Below are 15,711 nucleotides of genomic sequence, written 5' to 3'. Positions count from 1 at the left end.
GTCACGGCGTCGTTGCGCACGACCTTCACGTCGGTCCCGAGCTCGCCGATGCGATGCGCGAGATTGAAGGTGAACGAGTCGTAGTTGTCGATGAGCAGCAGCATGCGTCATTCCGCCGGCTCACGGCGCGGCGGCTCCACTCCACAATCGGCGGCCGAGTCCCGCCGTCACAAGCCGCGATCGGCCATTTCGAGCGCCTGCATCAGCGCACGAGCCTTGTCGCGCGTCTCCTCGTATTCAGCCTGCGGATCCGAGTCGGCCACGATGCCGGCGCCGGCCTGAATCTCGACGCGGCCGTCACGCATGGTAATCGTGCGGATCGCGATGCAGAAGTCCAGGTTGCCGGCGAAGTCGAGATACCCGACGGCCCCGCCGTACAGGCCGCGTCTCGTCGGCTCGAGCGCGCCGATGATCTGCATCGCCCGGATCTTCGGCGCCCCCGAGAGGGTGCCGGCCGGGAAGGTGGCGCGGAAGACATCGAAGGCATCGCGGCCGCCTTCGAGCAGCCCGCGCACGTTGGAGACGATGTGCATTACGTGCGAGTAGCGCTCGACGACCATCAGCTCGCTCACCTCCACCGTTCCCGTGCGGCAGACACGCCCGAGGTCGTTGCGTCCGAGGTCGACCAGCATGATGTGTTCCGCACACTCCTTGGGGTCGGCGAGCAGGTCCTGCTCCAGGCGCTGATCCTCATCGGTGCCGGCGCCGCGCGGCCGGGTGCCGGCGATGGGACGGACCTCGACGTGCTCGCCCTCCTTGCGCACCAGCACCTCGGGAGAGGCGCCGATCACCAGCGTTTCGCCGAAACGCAGGAAGAACATGTAGGGGGAGGGATTGATGGTGCGCAGCGCCCGGTAGATATCGAAGGGCTCAGCCGGCAGCGGGCCGGAAAAGCGTTGAGAGAGGACGACCTGGATGACGTCGCCCGCCCGCACGTACTCCTTGCAGCGCTCCACCGCCTGCCGGAAGCCCTCGGGGGTAAAGTTGGCGGTTAGTTCGCCGGCGGCAACCGGCACGGCCGGGCGCGGGGCCGGCAGCGGCGCGCGCAGCCTCTCGACCAGGGCGTCGACCTCGGCGATGCCACGGCGATAGGCCGCCGCCGGCTCCTCGCCGTCGCCGATGTGGACGTTGCAGACGGCCTTGACCTTCTGCCGCATGTTGTCGAAGATCAGCAGCTTGCCGGTGAGCAGGAAGCAGCTGTCCCAGGCGCCGATCTCGGCCGGCCGGGTGGCGGGGAGCCGTTCGATGAAGCGGACCATGTCGTAGCCGAGGTAGCCCACCGCCCCGCCGAAAAAGCGCGGCAGCCCGGGCAGCTGCACCGGCCGATAGGGGGCCATGAAGCGCTTGAGCTCGGCCAGCGGGTCGGCGCTCTCACCCGCTTCGACCAGGTGCTCGCCGTCGAGGATCTCGAAGTGCCGGCCGCGACTGCGGAAGAGGCGGCCCGGGCCGCTGCCGAGAAAGGAGTAGCGGGCCCACTTTTCCCCGCCCTCGATGCTTTCGAGAAGAAACGAGCTTTTGCCGTCGTCTATTTTCTTGAAGGCCGAGACGGGGGTCTCCATGTCGGCCAGAATCTCCCGATAAACCGGGATCAGATTGCCTTGCCCGGCGAGGGAAATAAATTCGTCGAGAGAGGGTTGGTACATGCGGACTCCCGTGGATAAAGTGGGCTACTCTAGCACGGCAGGCGGGAAAGCGTCAAGAATTGCGAGGATGCAGGGGGCATTCCCTCCCCTTTACCGGCCGACAAAAAGGGCGGGGACCAGGATGGCGGCGGCGATGCCGAGGACGGCCAGGACTATCGTGATCAGGGTCAGGATACCGACGAACTTCCAGAACGACTTCTGGTGGTCGAGGGCCGCTTCCAGCTCGGCTATCGCTCCGCCCTGCAGGAAGCTGCCGAGAGCGCCGGCGTAGCGGGAGAGGTACCAGGCCGGCATCAGGTAGAGCAGGCAGGCCAGCACCTGGATGGCACCGACCAGCACTGCCGGCGGGCCGCCGGGGGCGTGGCCGACCGCCAGCATGGAGACGAGCGCGGCGAGCAGCCCCAGTCCGGCGCCGATGAAGAGCAGCACCGAGACCAGGCGCACCCACGGCCGAGTGTCGGCAAGCGCCGCCAGCATGGCGTCGGTGGCCACGGCCTCTCCCGCCATGCTTTCGCCCGCCGCGGCGGATTCGAAGGCAAAGGACTCGTCCTGGCGCTGGCGGAACTTGGCGATCACTACGCCGCAGCCGATGCAGGTCTCGGCATCCGGCTGACTCTGCCCGCACTTGGGACAGATCATGGCTGGGGCGGACGGATCGGGCCGCTGCGCCAGCGCAACAGCAGCAACGCCCGACGGCATCGGTTCGACGGCGCAGCGCGCGCCGGCGCTCCGGAAAGCTTTGGCATAGCGCTCGGCTGTCTCTTCGTCGAGGTCGCTCTTGAGAACAATGGGCTTGCCGGCAAAGAACCGCGCCAGGGCGGCATCGCTGAACTTGAGGCGCTCCCTGAGCTGCGCCGCGACCTTCTCCTCGCTCATGCCTAAGGCAAGTTCACCGCGAAAAACAATTCTGTACCTTCTCGTATCTGTCGACATGCGTCCCTCCTTCTCAATTCCGCCCCCTGCCCGGCCCTGATCACCGGGAAGGGAGGACTATGACATGGCAGTATGCCAGGGATGATACGGCAAAAAAAGAAGGGGCTAGAAATAAGCAGCAGCGGGGCGGCGCGGCCTCAGTCGCCGCCTAGCAACCTGACGTACTGCAGCCGCTCGTGGCTCGCCGGCCGCTCGCTGCGCAGCTGGCTGAGCCGGCCGCGAAACTCGGGCAGGGTGACAAAGCCGTGCGCCTGCATCCAGCCCTCGATCTGCTCGAGCATCTGGCCGATCCGGCCGGGGCCGTTCTGGTAGAGGGTCGAGCATATCTGCACGACGGTGGCGCCGGCCAGCAGTTGCTTGACAGCATCCCGCCCGTCATGGATGCCGGTGGCGGCGGCGAGGTCGCAGCCGACCCGGCCCGCAAGGATCGAGATCCAGCGCAAGGAGGTGTGGATCTCCGCCGGGGTGCTGTAGGGACTTCCGGTGGCCGGCTGCAGCCTGTCGATGTCGATGTCAAAGGGGAAGAAGCGGTTGAACAGCACCAGCGCGTCGGCCCCCCGCCAGACGGTTTTGCCCGGCGTGGTGCTCGGCCCGAACCAGCCGACGGTGAAAGCCGGAGCCTCGGCCCGGTCGTGGCTGAGCCGGTCGGAAAAGTGGGCGAAGGCCGAGAAGAATGGGCCGACCTTCAGCGCCACCGGAAGAGCGACGCGTGCCTTGACCTCCTGCAGGATGCGGTAGTAGTGCTCCTCGACGTTGGTCCCCTCCAGGTGGGCATGGGTCGGCATCAGGGCGATGTTGAGCTCGAGGGCGTCGGCGCCGGCCCCCGCCAGTTGGACGGCGTAGTCGGTCCAGTGCTCGTGCGAGATGCAATTGAGGCTGGCGATGATCGGCACTGCGACCGCCTGCTTCGCCTCCCGGACCAGCTTGAGATAGTCACGCGGTCCGAGCGCCATGCCGTAGCTCTGGAGATAGTCGGCCCCCTCGCCGGGCGCGGCCGCGTCGGCAAAGCGGCCCAGGGCGCCGGCTTCGGCGGCGATCTGCTCCTCGAAGAGCGACTTGAGGACGATGGCGCCGGCGCCGGCCTCGGCGAATTTGACCACCCCCTTGAGGGTACCGGTCAGGCCGCTGCTGGAGACGACGATGGGGTTGCGCAGGGTGAGACCCATGTAGGTGGTGGTCAAATCGGCCATCAGAGGCTCTCCTTTCGGGGTCGGCGGCGAGAATCTCCCGGGGGCTCAGGGATGTATTGAAATTTCAGCACCCAATTCAGCGGCTATGACGCGCGGAGAGACAGAGAGAAACCGCTTTATTGAAACAGGCCGGGCGTCAGTTCCAGGTGCTTGCGTACGGCTTCTTCGCTCCTGCGCACCGTCATCAGGCTGACAGGGATGATCACGCCGCCATCCGGGTCGGCCAACTGCAGGGTCACGAACCCCTCGCGGTAGAACGACGCCCGGCGGATCCTGCCGATGTTTTTTCTGAGGAAGCGGTCGACCTCCTCGTGCCGGATGATGGGATCATCTTTGAGCAGGGCACTGATCTGCGGCCCCCAGGTTTCATGGAAGTAGAAGTGGCGCAGCTTGTCGGGCTGCACGAACCAGGAAGGGGTGATGATGCGGACCCGCTGTTCGACCACCTTGGCGAAGCGGATATCCTTCGACCGCGGGGAAGCGGCGAAAAGCTGGCCGATGGTATATTCCGGGACGGCCTCGGCCTGGCCGATGCCGGGCAGACCGCACTGGCAGGCCAGGGCGATCAGGAGAGCACAGGCAAACCGCTTCATCTGCAGACAGCTGAACAATTCATTTACCTCGACTCGGTGCACGATGGGCATACAGCTGGGTTCAGTCACCACAACACAAGGGCAGGAGACGGCTTCCGGCCGGGCGACGGCTCCATATATAGCACGCCACTCCGAAACGGCCAACGCCAAAAGGCACCTTCCGCGCAGATCGTCGACCAGGGGCTATGGACTTTCGCCTATGGGCCCTGGACTTTGCACCTTCATTCACCACCTCCCCGCAACCCGACATGGGGCTAATCAACCAGTTGAAAACATTGAAATTCATACCGACATCGGGTGGCACGGAGGCAGATGTCCAATGCAGGAGCGCAGAATTTGGGGTATATATTTACCCGGAATCAGGCGCTCATGCCTAAACCATCAACCAGAAGGAGAGAATCATGAAGAAGCTGTTTGTTGCCGCCATGCTGGTCGCCTTTGCTGCCACCACCACCTTCGCCGCTGACACCGTGACGCTGAAAGCCAAGAACGGCGACGTCACCTTCAACCACAAGGTGCACGGCGAGAAGCTCACCTGCGTGCCCTGCCACGGCGCAGGTACTCCGGCCAAGCTCGAACTCGACAAGGACAAGGCGCACGCCCTCTGCAAGGAGTGCCACACCACCAAAGGCGCCGGCCCCACCAAGTGCGGCGACTGCCACAAGAAGTAAGCGATCCATTCCAGGTTGCGACAAAAAAGGCCCCTTGCAAAGGGGGCCTTTTTTTGTTGTCGATGGTCCGCGCCCGGCAAAGAGTCAAACCGCCTCGAAGCCGCCGGTTCGCTGCCGTCCTTGTCGACCAAGGGAGGCGGCATGCTACAATGGCAGCAGGAAAGGGGGCATCATGCCACGTTTTTCTCTGCGCTGTGCGAGCGTGGCCATGGTCGCGCTGCTCGTGCTGGCGGCTCCGGCCTTGGGACTTCGCTGCGGCAACAATCTGGTGCACGAGGGCGACCACGTCATCGAAGTGCTGAACAAGTGTGGCGAGCCCGTTTGGCGCGAACGCTGGGAGGATGAGGTCATCGACCGCCGCTTCTTCGATACCCTGGAGCGGCAGACCGTCGTGATGGAGGAATGGCTCTACGATTTCGGCCCGACCCGTCTGCTACACATCCTGCGCTTCCGGAACAGCCGGCTGGAGAGCATCGCCACCGGCGACCGCGGCAGCCGACTGTCCGTCCAATCCTGCCGCGAGGGCAAGGTCCTGAGCATCGGCGACACCAAATTCGAGGTGCTGCGCATGTGCGGTCCGCCCGATTTCAGCGAAATCCGCGATGCCGACGAATTGATCATCAACCGCTTTGACCGCTCGCGGCGCACGACCATCCGCATCGATGAGTGGACCTACAACTTCGGCCCCAGTCATTTCCTGCTGCATCTTACCTTTGAAAACGGGCGCCTGAAGCGAATGGCTACCGGCGGCTACGGTTTTTGACGGCCGGCCAGTCCTTTCGGTCCTGGTCCGGGTTCCTCCAGCAGTTTTCCCGATACCCTCCCCCTTTCCCGCACCTGCTGCGGACCCGGGACGCCTGCCAGATAAAGCATCCCGGCCCAAAATGTGCCTACACAAGACCCGTCCCCTGCGCCCCCGGTTTTCGGGTTTGACATGGAGGATGAATTTTAATAACTTGGTCAGACCAATTCGGTCAACCCTTACGAGGATCGACAGACCATGTCTTCAGCGACCCTACCCCCTGTCCGCCTGGCCTGGACCGTCTGGGGCCTCGGCGCCGCTCTCTATATCATCGGCTTCTTTCAGCGGGTCGCCCCCGGCGTCATGACCGCGGAGCTGATGAACGAATTCGACCTCACCGCCGCCGCCCTCGGCAACCTGTCGGCTTTCTATTTCTACAGCTACGTCGCCATGCAGATCCCCACCGGCCTGCTCGCCGACAGTTGGGGGCCGCGCCGTCTGCTGACCGCCGGCGCCGCCGTGGCCGGGGTCGGCAGCCTCTGCTTCGCCCTCGCCGATGGCATGTTCTGGGCCTGCGCCGGGCGGCTGCTGGTCGGCGGCTCGGTGGCAGTCGCCTTCGTCGCCATGATGAAGCTCTCCAGCCACTGGATGGCGCCCCGCCAGTTCGCCCTCGCCTCCGGGATGGCCCTCTTCCTCGGCATTCTCGGGGCGGTCTTCGCCGGCACGCCGCTGCGCCTGATGGTGGCCGCCTTCGGCTGGCGGCCCGTCATGCTCGCCGCCAGCATCCTCCCCTTCGCCGTCGCCGTGGCGATCTGGCTCATCGTCCGCGACGATCCGCGGGAGCGGGGCTACGCCAGCCACGCCCCCGACGGCCACGCCGAAGCGCCCCGCACCGGCATCATCGCCGGGCTTCGCGAGGTCTTCGCCTACCGCAACACCTGGCTGCTGCTGGTCACCCCCGGCGCCGTTGTCGGCAGCGGCCTTGCCTTCGCCGGCCTCTGGGGCGTCCCCTTCCTGACCACCCATTACGGCCTGAGCGCCCCGCAGGCCGCTGCCGTCTGCTCGGCCCTGCTGATCGCCTGGGCGGTGGGCGGCCCGGTCTTCGGCGGCCTCTCGGACCGGATCGGGCGGCGCAAGCCGCTCTACGTGGTCGGCTGCGCGGTATCGGCCGTCGTCTGGGGTGTCATCATCTTCATTCCTCGACTGCCGCTACCGGTGCTGATCGCCCTCCTCGTCACCGTCGGCTTCGCCGCCGGCTGCATGATCATCGGCTTCGCCTTCGCCAAGGAATCGGTGCCCTCCCCGCTTGCCGGGACGGCAGCGGGCGTCTGCAACATGGGCTCGATGCTGGGTCCGATGCTGCTGCAGCCCGCCGTCGGCTGGATGCTCGACCGGCAATGGGGTGGGACGATGGCGGCCGGCGCAAGGGTCTACGAGCTGGGGGCCTTTCGCGCCGGGTTTTCCCTGATGCTGGCCTGGACCGTGCTTGCCCTAGTGTGCATCGCCTTTACCCGGGAGACCCATTGCCGGCAGAGCGTCTGAAGCGGTTCGGGGGCGGGGGGTGAATAGAAAACCGGGAGTCAGGGCAGGTAGTAGGTGATTTCGTTGTGGCCGACCAGAAACTGCAGTCCGGTCATCGGCGGCCGCTCGCAGGGGACGCTCCCCCAAGCCTGGAGTAGCTCCGCCGCGAACTCGCCGCAGTCGGGGGTGAGGTAGAGATCGAGGCCGCCGTCTTTACCCTCCCGCTGGAAAAGGGCCATCATGCGCGGGGCGCCGGCGGCGGAAAACGCTTCGGAAAAAGCCTTCGTGCGCCGCTGCGCCTCACCGGCGGTGACCTGGGCAGGAGTGAGGGGGCAAAGATACCAATTCATCGATTAATCTCCTTTCGAGCCCCGTTTCTGCTTGACGGCCCAATAAAATACGCTGGCGACAAAGTTGCTTACCCGACCAAGTCGGTACCCAGAATGCCTTTCGCCGCCTGACGACTTTCGTTGCGCACCAAAGGCACTGTCGTGTCCCTCACCTTGATATCACCTTCCCCCAAGACCTTCAGCCGCCTACTCCAGCGCCAGCTCCGCCCAAACCGGACAATGATCCGACGGCCGCGCCATGCCGCGGATCTCGTAATCGATGCCGGTCTCCCGGCAGCATTTCTGCAGGCTGGCGGTGAGCAGGATATGGTCGATGCGCAGGCCGCGCCTGGGTTCGCTCTCGAAGCCGCGGCTGCGGTAGTCGAACCAGCTGAAGCGGTCAGTGACGGCGGGATGCTGGAGGCGGAAGCTGTCGTGCAGCCCCCAGTCCCGCAGGGCGGCGAACCACTGGCGCTCTTCGGGCAAGAAGCTGGTCTTGCCGGTGCGCAGCCAGCGCCGGGCATTCTCCTCGCCGATGCCAATATCCGCATCGACCGGTGCGATGTTGAAGTCCCCCAGCAGGGCGAGCGGCCCGGCGGGGTCGCAGCACTCGGCCAGGTAGCGCTGCAGGTCGGCGTAGAAGCGCCGCTTATCCGGGAACTTGACCGGATGGTCACGGCTTTCCCCCTGCGGAAAGTAGCCGTTGATGACCTGCAGCAGCTCGCCCGTCGACAGCCGGAAGCTGGCGCTGATCAGCCGTTTCTGCGCCCCGTCGCCGTCTCCGGGGAAACCCGTCCGTACCTCGACGGGCGCCAGCCGGGTGAGCAGCGCCACCCCGTAATGGGTCTTCTGCCCGTGAAAGGCGACCCGGTACCCGAGTGCCTCGATGGCCGCGACCGGAAAGTCGGCGTCCTGCACCTTGGTCTCCTGCAGGCCGATGATGTCCGGGCGGTGCTTCTCGACCAGAGCGGCGAGTTGGTGCAGCCGGGAGCGCAGGCCGTTCACATTGAAGGAGACAAGCTTCATGATCGATCCTCATGGTCGGGTTGGCCCTAGGGCCGGCGGCAAACCACCGGCATCCACGGCCTGAAAATGTCAGTTCTGCCGGCAAAAAATCCTCATTGGAACCTACAGTCGGCGGCGAGCAGGGACAACGGCCCTCAGGATACCCCGCACCCGGGTACCTGTCAAATGCTCCGGGGCCGCCACCGGGGCGGCAAAACCCGGCAGAGTCGACGAAGGCGGGTTCTCCGGCGACGGCAACGGGTGAACCTGACCGGGCACCTGGCACTTTTTCTGCTTACAGGCAGACAGGGACCGAAACGAGAAAAAGGCAATCCGAACCGGGGAGGATGCGATGCGCGGAACAGGTATGCTCAGTTGGCTGGCCATGGTAGCCGGAACCCTGCTGTTGTCCGGTTGCCCCAGTCCGCCCCCGCCAAGCGCCGCTGGAACGCTTTCGGTGCGGATGGTCGATGCTGGCCTTCCAGGCCTGGCCGGAGTCTACGTGACTATCGGTCATATCGATGTGCATCCGCAGGGCGGCAACTGGAAAACGGTGCTGGCACCACAGACGACCGTCAACCTGCTCGAGCTGGTCAACGGGGTCCAGGTGAGCCTGGGGCTGACCGACCTTCCAGCCGGTCCATACGCGGAACTTCGCCTGATGCTCGGGGGCATCCCCGATGATACCCTGAACATTCTTGCCGCCCCCCACCCCTACGCCAACTACCTCGTCGACGAATCCGGCAGGGTACAGGAATTAGCGGTGCATGGCGGCCTGCAGACCGGAATCGAACTGGCTGGCAGCTTCAATATCGCCTCAGGCCGAACCACCATGCTGGTCCTTGAGTTCGATGCGGCGCAGTCGCTGGTGAGGACCGGCAGCTCGGGTGAATACCTGCTCAAGCCGGCCATCAAGGTCATGACAGGAAGTCCCTTGGCCGGCGAGAAGGGTCAATCGCTGGCCCAGAGCGACAGTTTCTGAGGGCGACTGGTCGCGCAAGGGAACGACAGGCGCCTAGTTCTCGGGCAATGCGGTCGCAAACCGCAGGCCCGCGACCGCCCCTACCGGTGCCCACCCCGGCCGTGGTCCTCAATTTCGATCTCGAACTCGCCATGGTGGTGTTCGTGCACGAAGAGCCCTTCGCTGTGACGGTGCTCGAAAAGATCGTCACCATGGTGATGCCGGCCATGGTCGTCGAAGAAGATGTGGTGGTCGCCATGCCGGCCATGGCGGGAGTCGTCGACCAAGTCATCCGAGCCGCGTCCCCGACCGTGGCGAGTGTCGTCGAGCAGATCGTCCGAACCGCGTCCCCGACCATGACCGCCCCCACTGCCGCCGGAGCCGCTGCCGCCTCCCTTGGCCAGCAGGACGGGCCCACCGACAGATGATTCAGCCTGCCCCGCTGCGACAGCGGCGGGGCTGAGGGCGACTGCCAGCAACAAGGTCAGTGTTGTTAATAGCCGTACCATGGGCACCTCCGTCAGTTTTCCCGGCTAGCGGTTGCCGCTGATTGTTGACAATTATGGTCATTATACCACGCCTGACGAAAAACCCAACGGCGACCTTGGGCCTTGGGCCTTGGACTTTGGACCTGTGACCGCCTCTACGCCGCTTCCGGCCACTTGAGTGCCCCCATGGGACAACTCTCCACGAACGCCGAACACTGCAGGCAATCCCGCTCCGGCAGCACTCCTGCCCCTTAATACCTGACGATCGGCAAGTCGAAGGTGCAGTGCTGCTCGCACTTGCCACACTCGCGGCAGGAAGGGTCGACGCTGAGCTGGCACCTGTCGCCGCCTAGGACGTTTGACAACGGGCCAATCGGGCAGACGGCGCACCAGGAACGGGGATGAAAAATCAGGGCGAGAACCAAACCGGCTTTGGTGGTGATGGCGCACATCGACCAGAAGACGAGGCCCCAGAGACCGGGATCGGCGGGATTGGCGGCAAGGCACCAAGCATGAAGCCCATCAGGAGCGTTAAGGCGCCCCAGCGAAGCGGCATGGAACGCAGCCGGGACGGAATCCCCCGGGCGGGCCGCCAGCGGGGCGATAAGCCGGTCAAAAAAGCTGCCCCGCGGGCAGAGGTTACCGCAGACGTAGCGTCCGCGCCAAAGCCCGCCGACGATGCCGAGAAACAACGCTGCCGGCACGGTGCAACCGAGCGATGAATGCCGTCATCCAAAGGCGAGAGTGGCAACAACGATCGGCGTCAGCAGCCACTGACGCAGACGCCGGGAACCGGCAGTTGAAGTCCTGCTCTGAACAATCGTCGCCATGAAAACCTCTTCACGATTCTATGTGTTTGGATATATATGGATGTCAACATGTTGAGGGGCAAAAAAAAGCAAGCCTTGTCAGCTCGCCACGACAATAAGGGCAGGGAGTAATCCCTGCCCTTATTCTTCCAAACTTTTACTGCAGGCGAAGATTACGCTTCAGGCTTCTCTTCGGCCGGTACTTCAGCGGCGGCTTCCTCGACGGGAGCGGCGGCCGGGGCCGGAGCAACCTTCTTCACCTCGGCCTTGGGCGCCGGGGCAGCCTTCTTCGGCTTGGCCGTGAACTCTTCCTCGACCAGTTCAATGATGGCCTGCGGGGCGTTGTCGCCGAGACGGCTGCCGAGCTTGATGATGCGGGTGTAGCCGCCGGGACGGTCCTTGAAACGGGGGCCGATCTGATCAAACAGCTTGGCCACCACCTGTCGGGTGCGGATGACCTGGGACACCTGACGACGGGCATGCAGATCACCACGCTTGCCGAGGGTGATCATCCGATCGACGAGCTTGCGCAGCTCCTTGGCACGGGAGTCGGTGGTGGTGATCCTGCCGTGCTCGATGAGCGAGGTCACCATGTTGCGCATCATGGCATTGCGGTGGCCGGAGTTGCGGCCGAGCTTCCTGCCGGATTTATTGTGACGCATGGTTCCGTGGTCCTTTCTTCGTTATTCCATCGCGCGGGGAATCACTCTTCCTCGCGACCCTTCTGAATCATTCGGAGATACTCGGGATCGGGGAAGTTGTCGACCTTCATGCCGAGCGTCAGCCCCATGTCGGACAGGATGTCCTTGATCTCGTTCAGCGATTTGCGGCCGAAGTTCTGGGTCTTGAGCATCTCCGCCTCGGAACGTTGCACCAGCTCACCGATCAGGCGGATGTTGGCGTTCTTCAGACAGTTGGCGCTGCGCACTGAGAGTTCCAGCTCTTCAACGCTGCGATAGAGATTCTCATTGATCTTTCTGGCTTCTTCACCGACCAAGGCCTCAGTGGGCTCGGCCTCTTCGTCGAAGTTGATGAAGATCTGCAGCTGGTCCTTGAGAATCTTGGCAGCATAGGCGAGAGCGTCATCTGGCTTGACGCTGCCGTCGGTGCTCAATTCGAGATTGAGCCGGTCGTAGTCGGTGATCTGCCCGACGCGAGCGTTGGTCACCGTGTAGTTGACCTTCTTGATCGGCGAGAAGATGGAGTCGATGGGGATGGTTCCCACCGGGGCCTTCTCGTCGCGGTTGCGGTCGGCGGGCACGTACCCCTTGCCCATCGCCACCACCATGTCCATCTCGACGTCGGCCTCCTTGGAGCAGGTGGCTATATGATGGTCGCGGTTGAGGATTTCGACGTGCGAATCGGTGATGATATCGCCGGCGGTGATGACTCCGGCGCCCTTCTTGACGATGCGGATATTGCGGCTTTCCTGCCCGTGCAGGTTGAGCAGCACTCCTTTGAGATTGAGTATGATATCGGTTACGTCTTCGGTCACGCCGGGGACGGTAGAGAATTCATGCAACACACCCTTGATGCGGACCGAGGTGATCGCCGCCCCCTGCAGCGACGAAAGGAGGACCCGGCGCAGGGAGTTGCCGAGCGTCGTCCCGAAGCCGCGCTCGAACGGCTCGGCATGGAACTTCCCGTAGGTGTCGCTCAGGGTATCCGTCTCAATCTGGAGGCGCTTGGGCTTGATCAGGTCTCTCCAGTTTTTATACATTCGTATCCTCCGTTGTGAGGTTACCGCTTCTTCTCGTCAACCTGCCCAAGCTTACTTGGAGTAGAGCTCGACGATGAGGTGTTCCTGGAAGGTCGGTGTGGTCATTTCTTCGCGAACCGGCAGGGTCTTGACGCGACCGGCGAAGGCAGCCCGGTCGAGTTCCAGCCACGACGGGATGCCGCGACGCATGACGCCGTCTAGGGCCTCGTTGACGCGGACAACCTGGCGGCTTTTCTCGCGCAGCTCGATCCGGTCACCAACCCGTACCGAATAGGAGGGGATGTTGACCTTGCGACCATTGACCAGGAAATGCCCCTGACGCACGAGCAGGCGGGCCTCATTGCGGGAGGTGGCAAAGCCGAGGCGATAGACCATGCTGTCGAGACGACGCTCGAGAAGTACCAGCAGGTTCTCGCCGGTCACGCCCTTCAGACGGTCGGCTTTGTCGAAATAGGAACGGAACTGGGCTTCGAGCAGTCCGTAGGTCCGTTTCATCCGTTGCTTTTCACGCAACTGGGTACCATAGTCGGAAACCTTGGGGCGCCCCTGGCCGTGCTGACCCGGAGCATAGTTGCGGCGCTCGACTGCGCATTTATCAGTATGGCACCTGTCCCCCTTGAGGAACAGTTTCATATTTTCCCTCCTGCACAGACGGCAGACGGGTCCGGTATATCTAGCCAACGTTCGTCCTCCTTATGTTCGGTTAAACTCTTCTGCGCTTGGGCGGGCGGCAGCCGTTGTGAGGGATGGGGGTAACATCCTTGATGACACTGATGTTGAGACCAGCGGCCTGCAAAGCCCGCAGAGCGGACTCACGGCCGGCGCCGGGCCCCTTGACCAGGACTTCAACACTGCGCATCCCGTGCTCCTGGGCCTTCTTCGCGGCATCCTCAGCGGCCATCTGGGCAGCAAAGGGAGTGCTCTTGCGGGAGCCCTTGAACCCCTTGGCGCCGGAGGTCGACCAGGAAATCACGTTGCCGACAGGGTCGGTGATGGTCACGATAGTGTTGTTGAAGGTCGCCTGGATGTGTGCCACCCCGTTGGCGATATTCTTCTTTTCTACTTTCTTCCGAACAACTTTCTTACCCGGCTTAGCCATGGTTCCTCCAATTATTTCTTCTTGCCGGCCACGGTCTTACGAGGGCCTTTGCGGGTGCGGGCATTGGTCTTGGTTTTCTGCCCACGGACAGGGAGCCCCCGACGATGGCGCAGACCGCGGTAGCAGCCGAGGTCCATGAGGCGCTTGATGTTAGTGGAAATCTCGCGACGCAGATCGCCTTCGACCTTGCATTCACGGTCGATGATGTCGCGGATCTTGCCGGCTTCCGACTCGGTCAGATCGTCGGACCGGGTATTGAAGTCCACCCCTGCCTTGGCAAGAATCTTTTGGGACGAGGACCGGCCGATGCCGTAAATATAGGTGAGTGCCACCTCAATCCGCTTGTTCCTCGGTAAGTCGATGCCAGCAATGCGTGCCAATGTCTGTTCCTCCTAATCCCGTTATCCCTGTTTCTGCTTGTGCTTGGGGTTCTCGCAGATAATCCGGACAATGCCCTTGCGTCTGATGACCTTGCACTTGTCACAGATCGTCTTAACCGAAGCTCGGACTTTCATGGTTCGTTCCTTTGCTAGTGATGCGCTCTTGATTAAACTTCACGCCGGCCGCCGCGTTACGACCTTGCCGGCTAACCTCAACAGAGAGTCAGGATCTGCGGTCCCTCGTCCGTAACCGCCACCGTATGCTCGAAATGCGCCGACGGTTTGCCGTCCAACGTTACGGCGGTCCAGCCGTCGGCAAGGATGGTGACCCCGGGCCCGCCGGCATTGATCATCGGTTCGATGGCCAGCGTCATTCCGGCTTTGAGGCGCGGTCCTTGGCCAGGGGGGCCGAAGTTGGGTATCTGCGGCGACTCGTGCAGTTGCCGACCAATGCCGTGCCCGACGAAATCACGAACGACGCTGAATCCTTCTTTTTCAACACAGGTCTGCACGGCGTGCGATATGTCCGAGAGGCGCGCACCGGGCTGCGCCGCAGCAATCGCCAGCGCCAGGGAGCGCTCCGTTACCTGCAGCAGCCGGGTCCTGGCAGCATCGATTCGACCGACCGGCAGGGTGATGGCGGCATCCCCGTAGAAACCATCGTAAATAATCCCGAAATCAATGCTCAGGATATCGCCTTCACGTTGCGGCTGTTCATCGGGAAAACCGTGAACAACCTTCTCGTTTGGCGAGGCACAGATCGTGAAGGGGAAGCCACCGTAGCCCTTGAACGCCGGCCGTGCCTTACGCTTTTTGCATTCGGCTTCGGCCAGCCGGTCAAGTTCGCCCGTGGTCACCCCGGGGACGACCTTCTCCCTGAGCAATTCGAGAATCTCGGCTACCATCCGGCCAGCCACCCGCATCCGCTCTATCTCGGCGCGAGATTTGACGAGAATCACCTCAGGCGGCCGCGAGCGCCGACAAGATCTGCTGCTGGACGGTATCGATTTCACGCATGCCGTCAACACTGGTAAGCAGACTGTCGGTGCGATAATAGGCAACCAACGGCGCGGTCTGCTGATGGTAGACCTCGAGCCGTTTGCGGATCGTCTCTTCCTGATCGTCGGCGCGCTGAATAAGCACCCCACCGCAAACATCGCAGGTGCCGGCGACCTTCGGCGGATCAAATTTGACATGATAGCCGCGGCCGCAAGCCTTGCAGGTGCGCCGGCCGGTGAGTCGCTCCACCAGGGCCTCGACATCTACGTCAAGAGAGATGACCGCATCGAGGTTCTTGCCGAGCTGCTGGAGCGTCTCCTTCAGGGCGTCGGCCTGGGCGACAGTCCGGGGAAAACCGTCAAGGATGAAGCCGCCCGCACAATCACTCATCTGCAGCCGCTCACGGACGATGCCGACCACCACCTCATCGGGGACCAAGCCGCCGGCGTCCATGAAAGCCTTGGCCTTGACACCCATCGGCGTCCCTTCCTTGACGGCAGACCGCAGAATATCACCCGTGGAGATCTGCGGTATGCCAAACCGGTCGGTCAGCATCTTGGCCTGAGTGCCTTTTCCCGCACCGGGAGGACCGAGCAGTATCAATTTCATCTTCTGTCCTTGCCTTTAT

Annotated in this window: 20 protein-coding genes and 1 pseudogene; 4 read left to right on the top strand and 17 right to left on the bottom strand. The window is 63.3% G+C overall.

Annotated elements, in window-relative coordinates; all coding sequences use genetic code 11:
• The 5 genes from VD811_00690 to VD811_00670 form a co-directional block, all read right to left on the bottom strand.
• Window positions 1-104 (bottom strand): anthranilate/aminodeoxychorismate synthase component II (locus tag VD811_00690; GenBank protein ID HXV19487.1); only part of this gene is annotated, 104 nt, incomplete at its 3' end.
• A gap of 63 nt (window positions 105-167) precedes the next feature.
• The gene (trpE, locus tag VD811_00685) at window positions 168-1,643 is read right to left on the bottom strand and encodes an anthranilate synthase component I (protein ID HXV19486.1); all 1,476 of its coding nucleotides are present in this window, start codon (window positions 1,641-1,643) and stop codon (window positions 168-170) included.
• 90 nt (window positions 1,644-1,733) lie between these two features.
• Entirely contained in the window at window positions 1,734-2,519 is a 786-nt protein-coding gene (locus VD811_00680; protein ID HXV19485.1) for a CHY zinc finger protein, read from the bottom strand.
• Between the two features lie 194 nt (window positions 2,520-2,713).
• Window positions 2,714-3,766 (bottom strand): dihydroorotate dehydrogenase-like protein, encoded by a 1,053-nt coding sequence (locus VD811_00675; GenBank protein HXV19484.1) that lies wholly within the window; start codon window positions 3,764-3,766, stop codon window positions 2,714-2,716.
• 116 nt (window positions 3,767-3,882) lie between these two features.
• Window positions 3,883-4,377 (bottom strand): hypothetical protein, encoded by a 495-nt coding sequence (locus VD811_00670; protein ID HXV19483.1) that lies wholly within the window; start codon window positions 4,375-4,377, stop codon window positions 3,883-3,885.
• A 383-nt stretch (window positions 4,378-4,760) separates the two neighbouring features.
• Here VD811_00670 and VD811_00665 point away from each other — a divergent pair, with 383 nt between their 5' ends.
• The 3 genes from VD811_00665 to VD811_00655 all read left to right on the top strand — a co-directional run bounded on the left by VD811_00665 (window position 4,761) and on the right by VD811_00655 (window position 7,314).
• Window positions 4,761-5,030, top strand: coding sequence for a cytochrome c3 family protein (locus VD811_00665; protein ID HXV19482.1), 270 nt, complete (start codon window positions 4,761-4,763; stop codon window positions 5,028-5,030).
• 172 nt (window positions 5,031-5,202) lie between these two features.
• Complete coding sequence (locus VD811_00660; protein HXV19481.1) at window positions 5,203-5,793, top strand: DUF2845 domain-containing protein; 591 nt, start codon at window positions 5,203-5,205, stop codon at window positions 5,791-5,793.
• 237 nt (window positions 5,794-6,030) lie between these two features.
• Window positions 6,031-7,314: an MFS transporter gene (locus VD811_00655; GenBank protein HXV19480.1), complete on the top strand. Its 1,284-nt coding sequence runs from the start codon at window positions 6,031-6,033 to the stop codon at window positions 7,312-7,314.
• 38 nt (window positions 7,315-7,352) lie between these two features.
• On the opposite strand, the gene VD811_00650 is transcribed toward VD811_00655, so the two are convergent.
• A complete protein-coding gene (locus VD811_00650) occupies window positions 7,353-7,643 on the bottom strand; it encodes a hypothetical protein (GenBank protein HXV19479.1) in 291 nt (96 codons plus the stop codon).
• A 186-nt stretch (window positions 7,644-7,829) separates the two neighbouring features.
• Entirely contained in the window at window positions 7,830-8,648 is an 819-nt protein-coding gene (gene xthA, locus VD811_00645) for an exodeoxyribonuclease III (protein HXV19478.1), read from the bottom strand.
• A 331-nt stretch (window positions 8,649-8,979) separates the two neighbouring features.
• Here xthA and VD811_00640 point away from each other — a divergent pair, with 331 nt between their 5' ends.
• Entirely contained in the window at window positions 8,980-9,609 is a 630-nt protein-coding gene (locus VD811_00640; protein ID HXV19477.1) for a DUF4382 domain-containing protein, read from the top strand.
• Between the two features lie 80 nt (window positions 9,610-9,689).
• Here the strand turns inward: VD811_00640 and VD811_00635 are convergent, their stop codons facing one another.
• The 10 genes and pseudogenes from VD811_00635 to VD811_00590 all read right to left on the bottom strand — a co-directional run bounded on the left by VD811_00635 (window position 9,690) and on the right by VD811_00590 (window position 15,692).
• Window positions 9,690-10,097 carry a hypothetical protein gene (locus VD811_00635; protein ID HXV19476.1) on the bottom strand — a complete coding sequence of 136 codons (408 nt, stop codon included), beginning with the start codon at window positions 10,095-10,097 and terminating at the stop codon, window positions 9,690-9,692.
• 230 nt (window positions 10,098-10,327) lie between these two features.
• The gene (locus VD811_00630) at window positions 10,328-10,780 is read right to left on the bottom strand and encodes a 4Fe-4S binding protein (GenBank protein HXV19475.1); all 453 of its coding nucleotides are present in this window, start codon (window positions 10,778-10,780) and stop codon (window positions 10,328-10,330) included.
• 416 nt (window positions 10,781-11,196) lie between these two features.
• Window positions 11,197-11,547: pseudogene (gene rplQ / locus VD811_00625) on the bottom strand (50S ribosomal protein L17).
• A 41-nt stretch (window positions 11,548-11,588) separates the two neighbouring features.
• Complete coding sequence (locus tag VD811_00620) at window positions 11,589-12,605, bottom strand: DNA-directed RNA polymerase subunit alpha (protein ID HXV19474.1); 1,017 nt, start codon at window positions 12,603-12,605, stop codon at window positions 11,589-11,591.
• 51 nt (window positions 12,606-12,656) lie between these two features.
• The gene (rpsD, locus tag VD811_00615) at window positions 12,657-13,286 is read right to left on the bottom strand and encodes a 30S ribosomal protein S4 (protein ID HXV19473.1); all 630 of its coding nucleotides are present in this window, start codon (window positions 13,284-13,286) and stop codon (window positions 12,657-12,659) included.
• 22 nt (window positions 13,287-13,308) lie between these two features.
• Window positions 13,309-13,704, bottom strand: a complete 396-nt coding sequence (gene rpsK, locus VD811_00610) for a 30S ribosomal protein S11 (GenBank protein ID HXV19472.1) — start codon at window positions 13,702-13,704, stop codon at window positions 13,309-13,311.
• Between the two features lie 11 nt (window positions 13,705-13,715).
• On the bottom strand, window positions 13,716-14,084 hold the full coding sequence (rpsM, locus tag VD811_00605) for a 30S ribosomal protein S13 (protein HXV19471.1): 369 nt from the start codon (window positions 14,082-14,084) through the stop codon (window positions 13,716-13,718).
• A gap of 21 nt (window positions 14,085-14,105) precedes the next feature.
• The gene (gene rpmJ / locus VD811_00600) at window positions 14,106-14,219 is read right to left on the bottom strand and encodes a 50S ribosomal protein L36 (GenBank protein HXV19470.1); all 114 of its coding nucleotides are present in this window, start codon (window positions 14,217-14,219) and stop codon (window positions 14,106-14,108) included.
• A gap of 77 nt (window positions 14,220-14,296) precedes the next feature.
• Complete coding sequence (map, locus tag VD811_00595; protein ID HXV19469.1) at window positions 14,297-15,043, bottom strand: type I methionyl aminopeptidase; 747 nt, start codon at window positions 15,041-15,043, stop codon at window positions 14,297-14,299.
• Window position 15,044: 1 nt separating this feature from the next.
• Window positions 15,045-15,692 (bottom strand): adenylate kinase, encoded by a 648-nt coding sequence (locus VD811_00590; protein ID HXV19468.1) that lies wholly within the window; start codon window positions 15,690-15,692, stop codon window positions 15,045-15,047.
• Window positions 15,693-15,711 lie beyond the last annotated feature (19 nt).

The organism is Desulfuromonadales bacterium (genome assembly GCA_035620395.1).
Classification (GTDB): Bacteria; Desulfobacterota; Desulfuromonadia; order Desulfuromonadales; family DASPGW01; genus DASPGW01.
This window is presented reverse-complemented; position numbering and strand designations above follow the sequence as displayed.

Excerpts from the sequence above, each read along its gene's own strand:
- VD811_00620 (HXV19474.1), bottom strand. The coding sequence starts at position 12,605 with ATGTATAAAAACTGGAGAGACCTGATCAAGCCCAAGCGCCTCCAGATT.
- VD811_00590 (HXV19468.1), bottom strand. The coding sequence starts at position 15,692 with ATGAAATTGATACTGCTCGGTCCTCCCGGTGCGGGAAAAGGCACTCAG.
- VD811_00680 (HXV19485.1), bottom strand. The coding sequence starts at position 2,519 with ATGAGCGAGGAGAAGGTCGCGGCGCAGCTCAGGGAGCGCCTCAAGTTC.
- VD811_00655 (HXV19480.1), top strand. The coding sequence starts at position 6,031 with ATGTCTTCAGCGACCCTACCCCCTGTCCGCCTGGCCTGGACCGTCTGG.
- VD811_00650 (HXV19479.1), bottom strand. The coding sequence starts at position 7,643 with ATGAATTGGTATCTTTGCCCCCTCACTCCTGCCCAGGTCACCGCCGGT.
- VD811_00675 (HXV19484.1), bottom strand. The coding sequence starts at position 3,766 with ATGGCCGATTTGACCACCACCTACATGGGTCTCACCCTGCGCAACCCC.
- VD811_00640 (HXV19477.1), top strand. The coding sequence starts at position 8,980 with ATGCGCGGAACAGGTATGCTCAGTTGGCTGGCCATGGTAGCCGGAACC.
- VD811_00635 (HXV19476.1), bottom strand. The coding sequence starts at position 10,097 with ATGGTACGGCTATTAACAACACTGACCTTGTTGCTGGCAGTCGCCCTC.
- rpsK (HXV19472.1), bottom strand. The coding sequence starts at position 13,704 with ATGGCTAAGCCGGGTAAGAAAGTTGTTCGGAAGAAAGTAGAAAAGAAG.
- xthA (HXV19478.1), bottom strand. The coding sequence starts at position 8,648 with ATGAAGCTTGTCTCCTTCAATGTGAACGGCCTGCGCTCCCGGCTGCAC.
- rpmJ (HXV19470.1), bottom strand. The coding sequence starts at position 14,219 with ATGAAAGTCCGAGCTTCGGTTAAGACGATCTGTGACAAGTGCAAGGTC.
- trpE (HXV19486.1), bottom strand. The coding sequence starts at position 1,643 with ATGTACCAACCCTCTCTCGACGAATTTATTTCCCTCGCCGGGCAAGGC.
- VD811_00660 (HXV19481.1), top strand. The coding sequence starts at position 5,203 with ATGCCACGTTTTTCTCTGCGCTGTGCGAGCGTGGCCATGGTCGCGCTG.
- VD811_00665 (HXV19482.1), top strand. The coding sequence starts at position 4,761 with ATGAAGAAGCTGTTTGTTGCCGCCATGCTGGTCGCCTTTGCTGCCACC.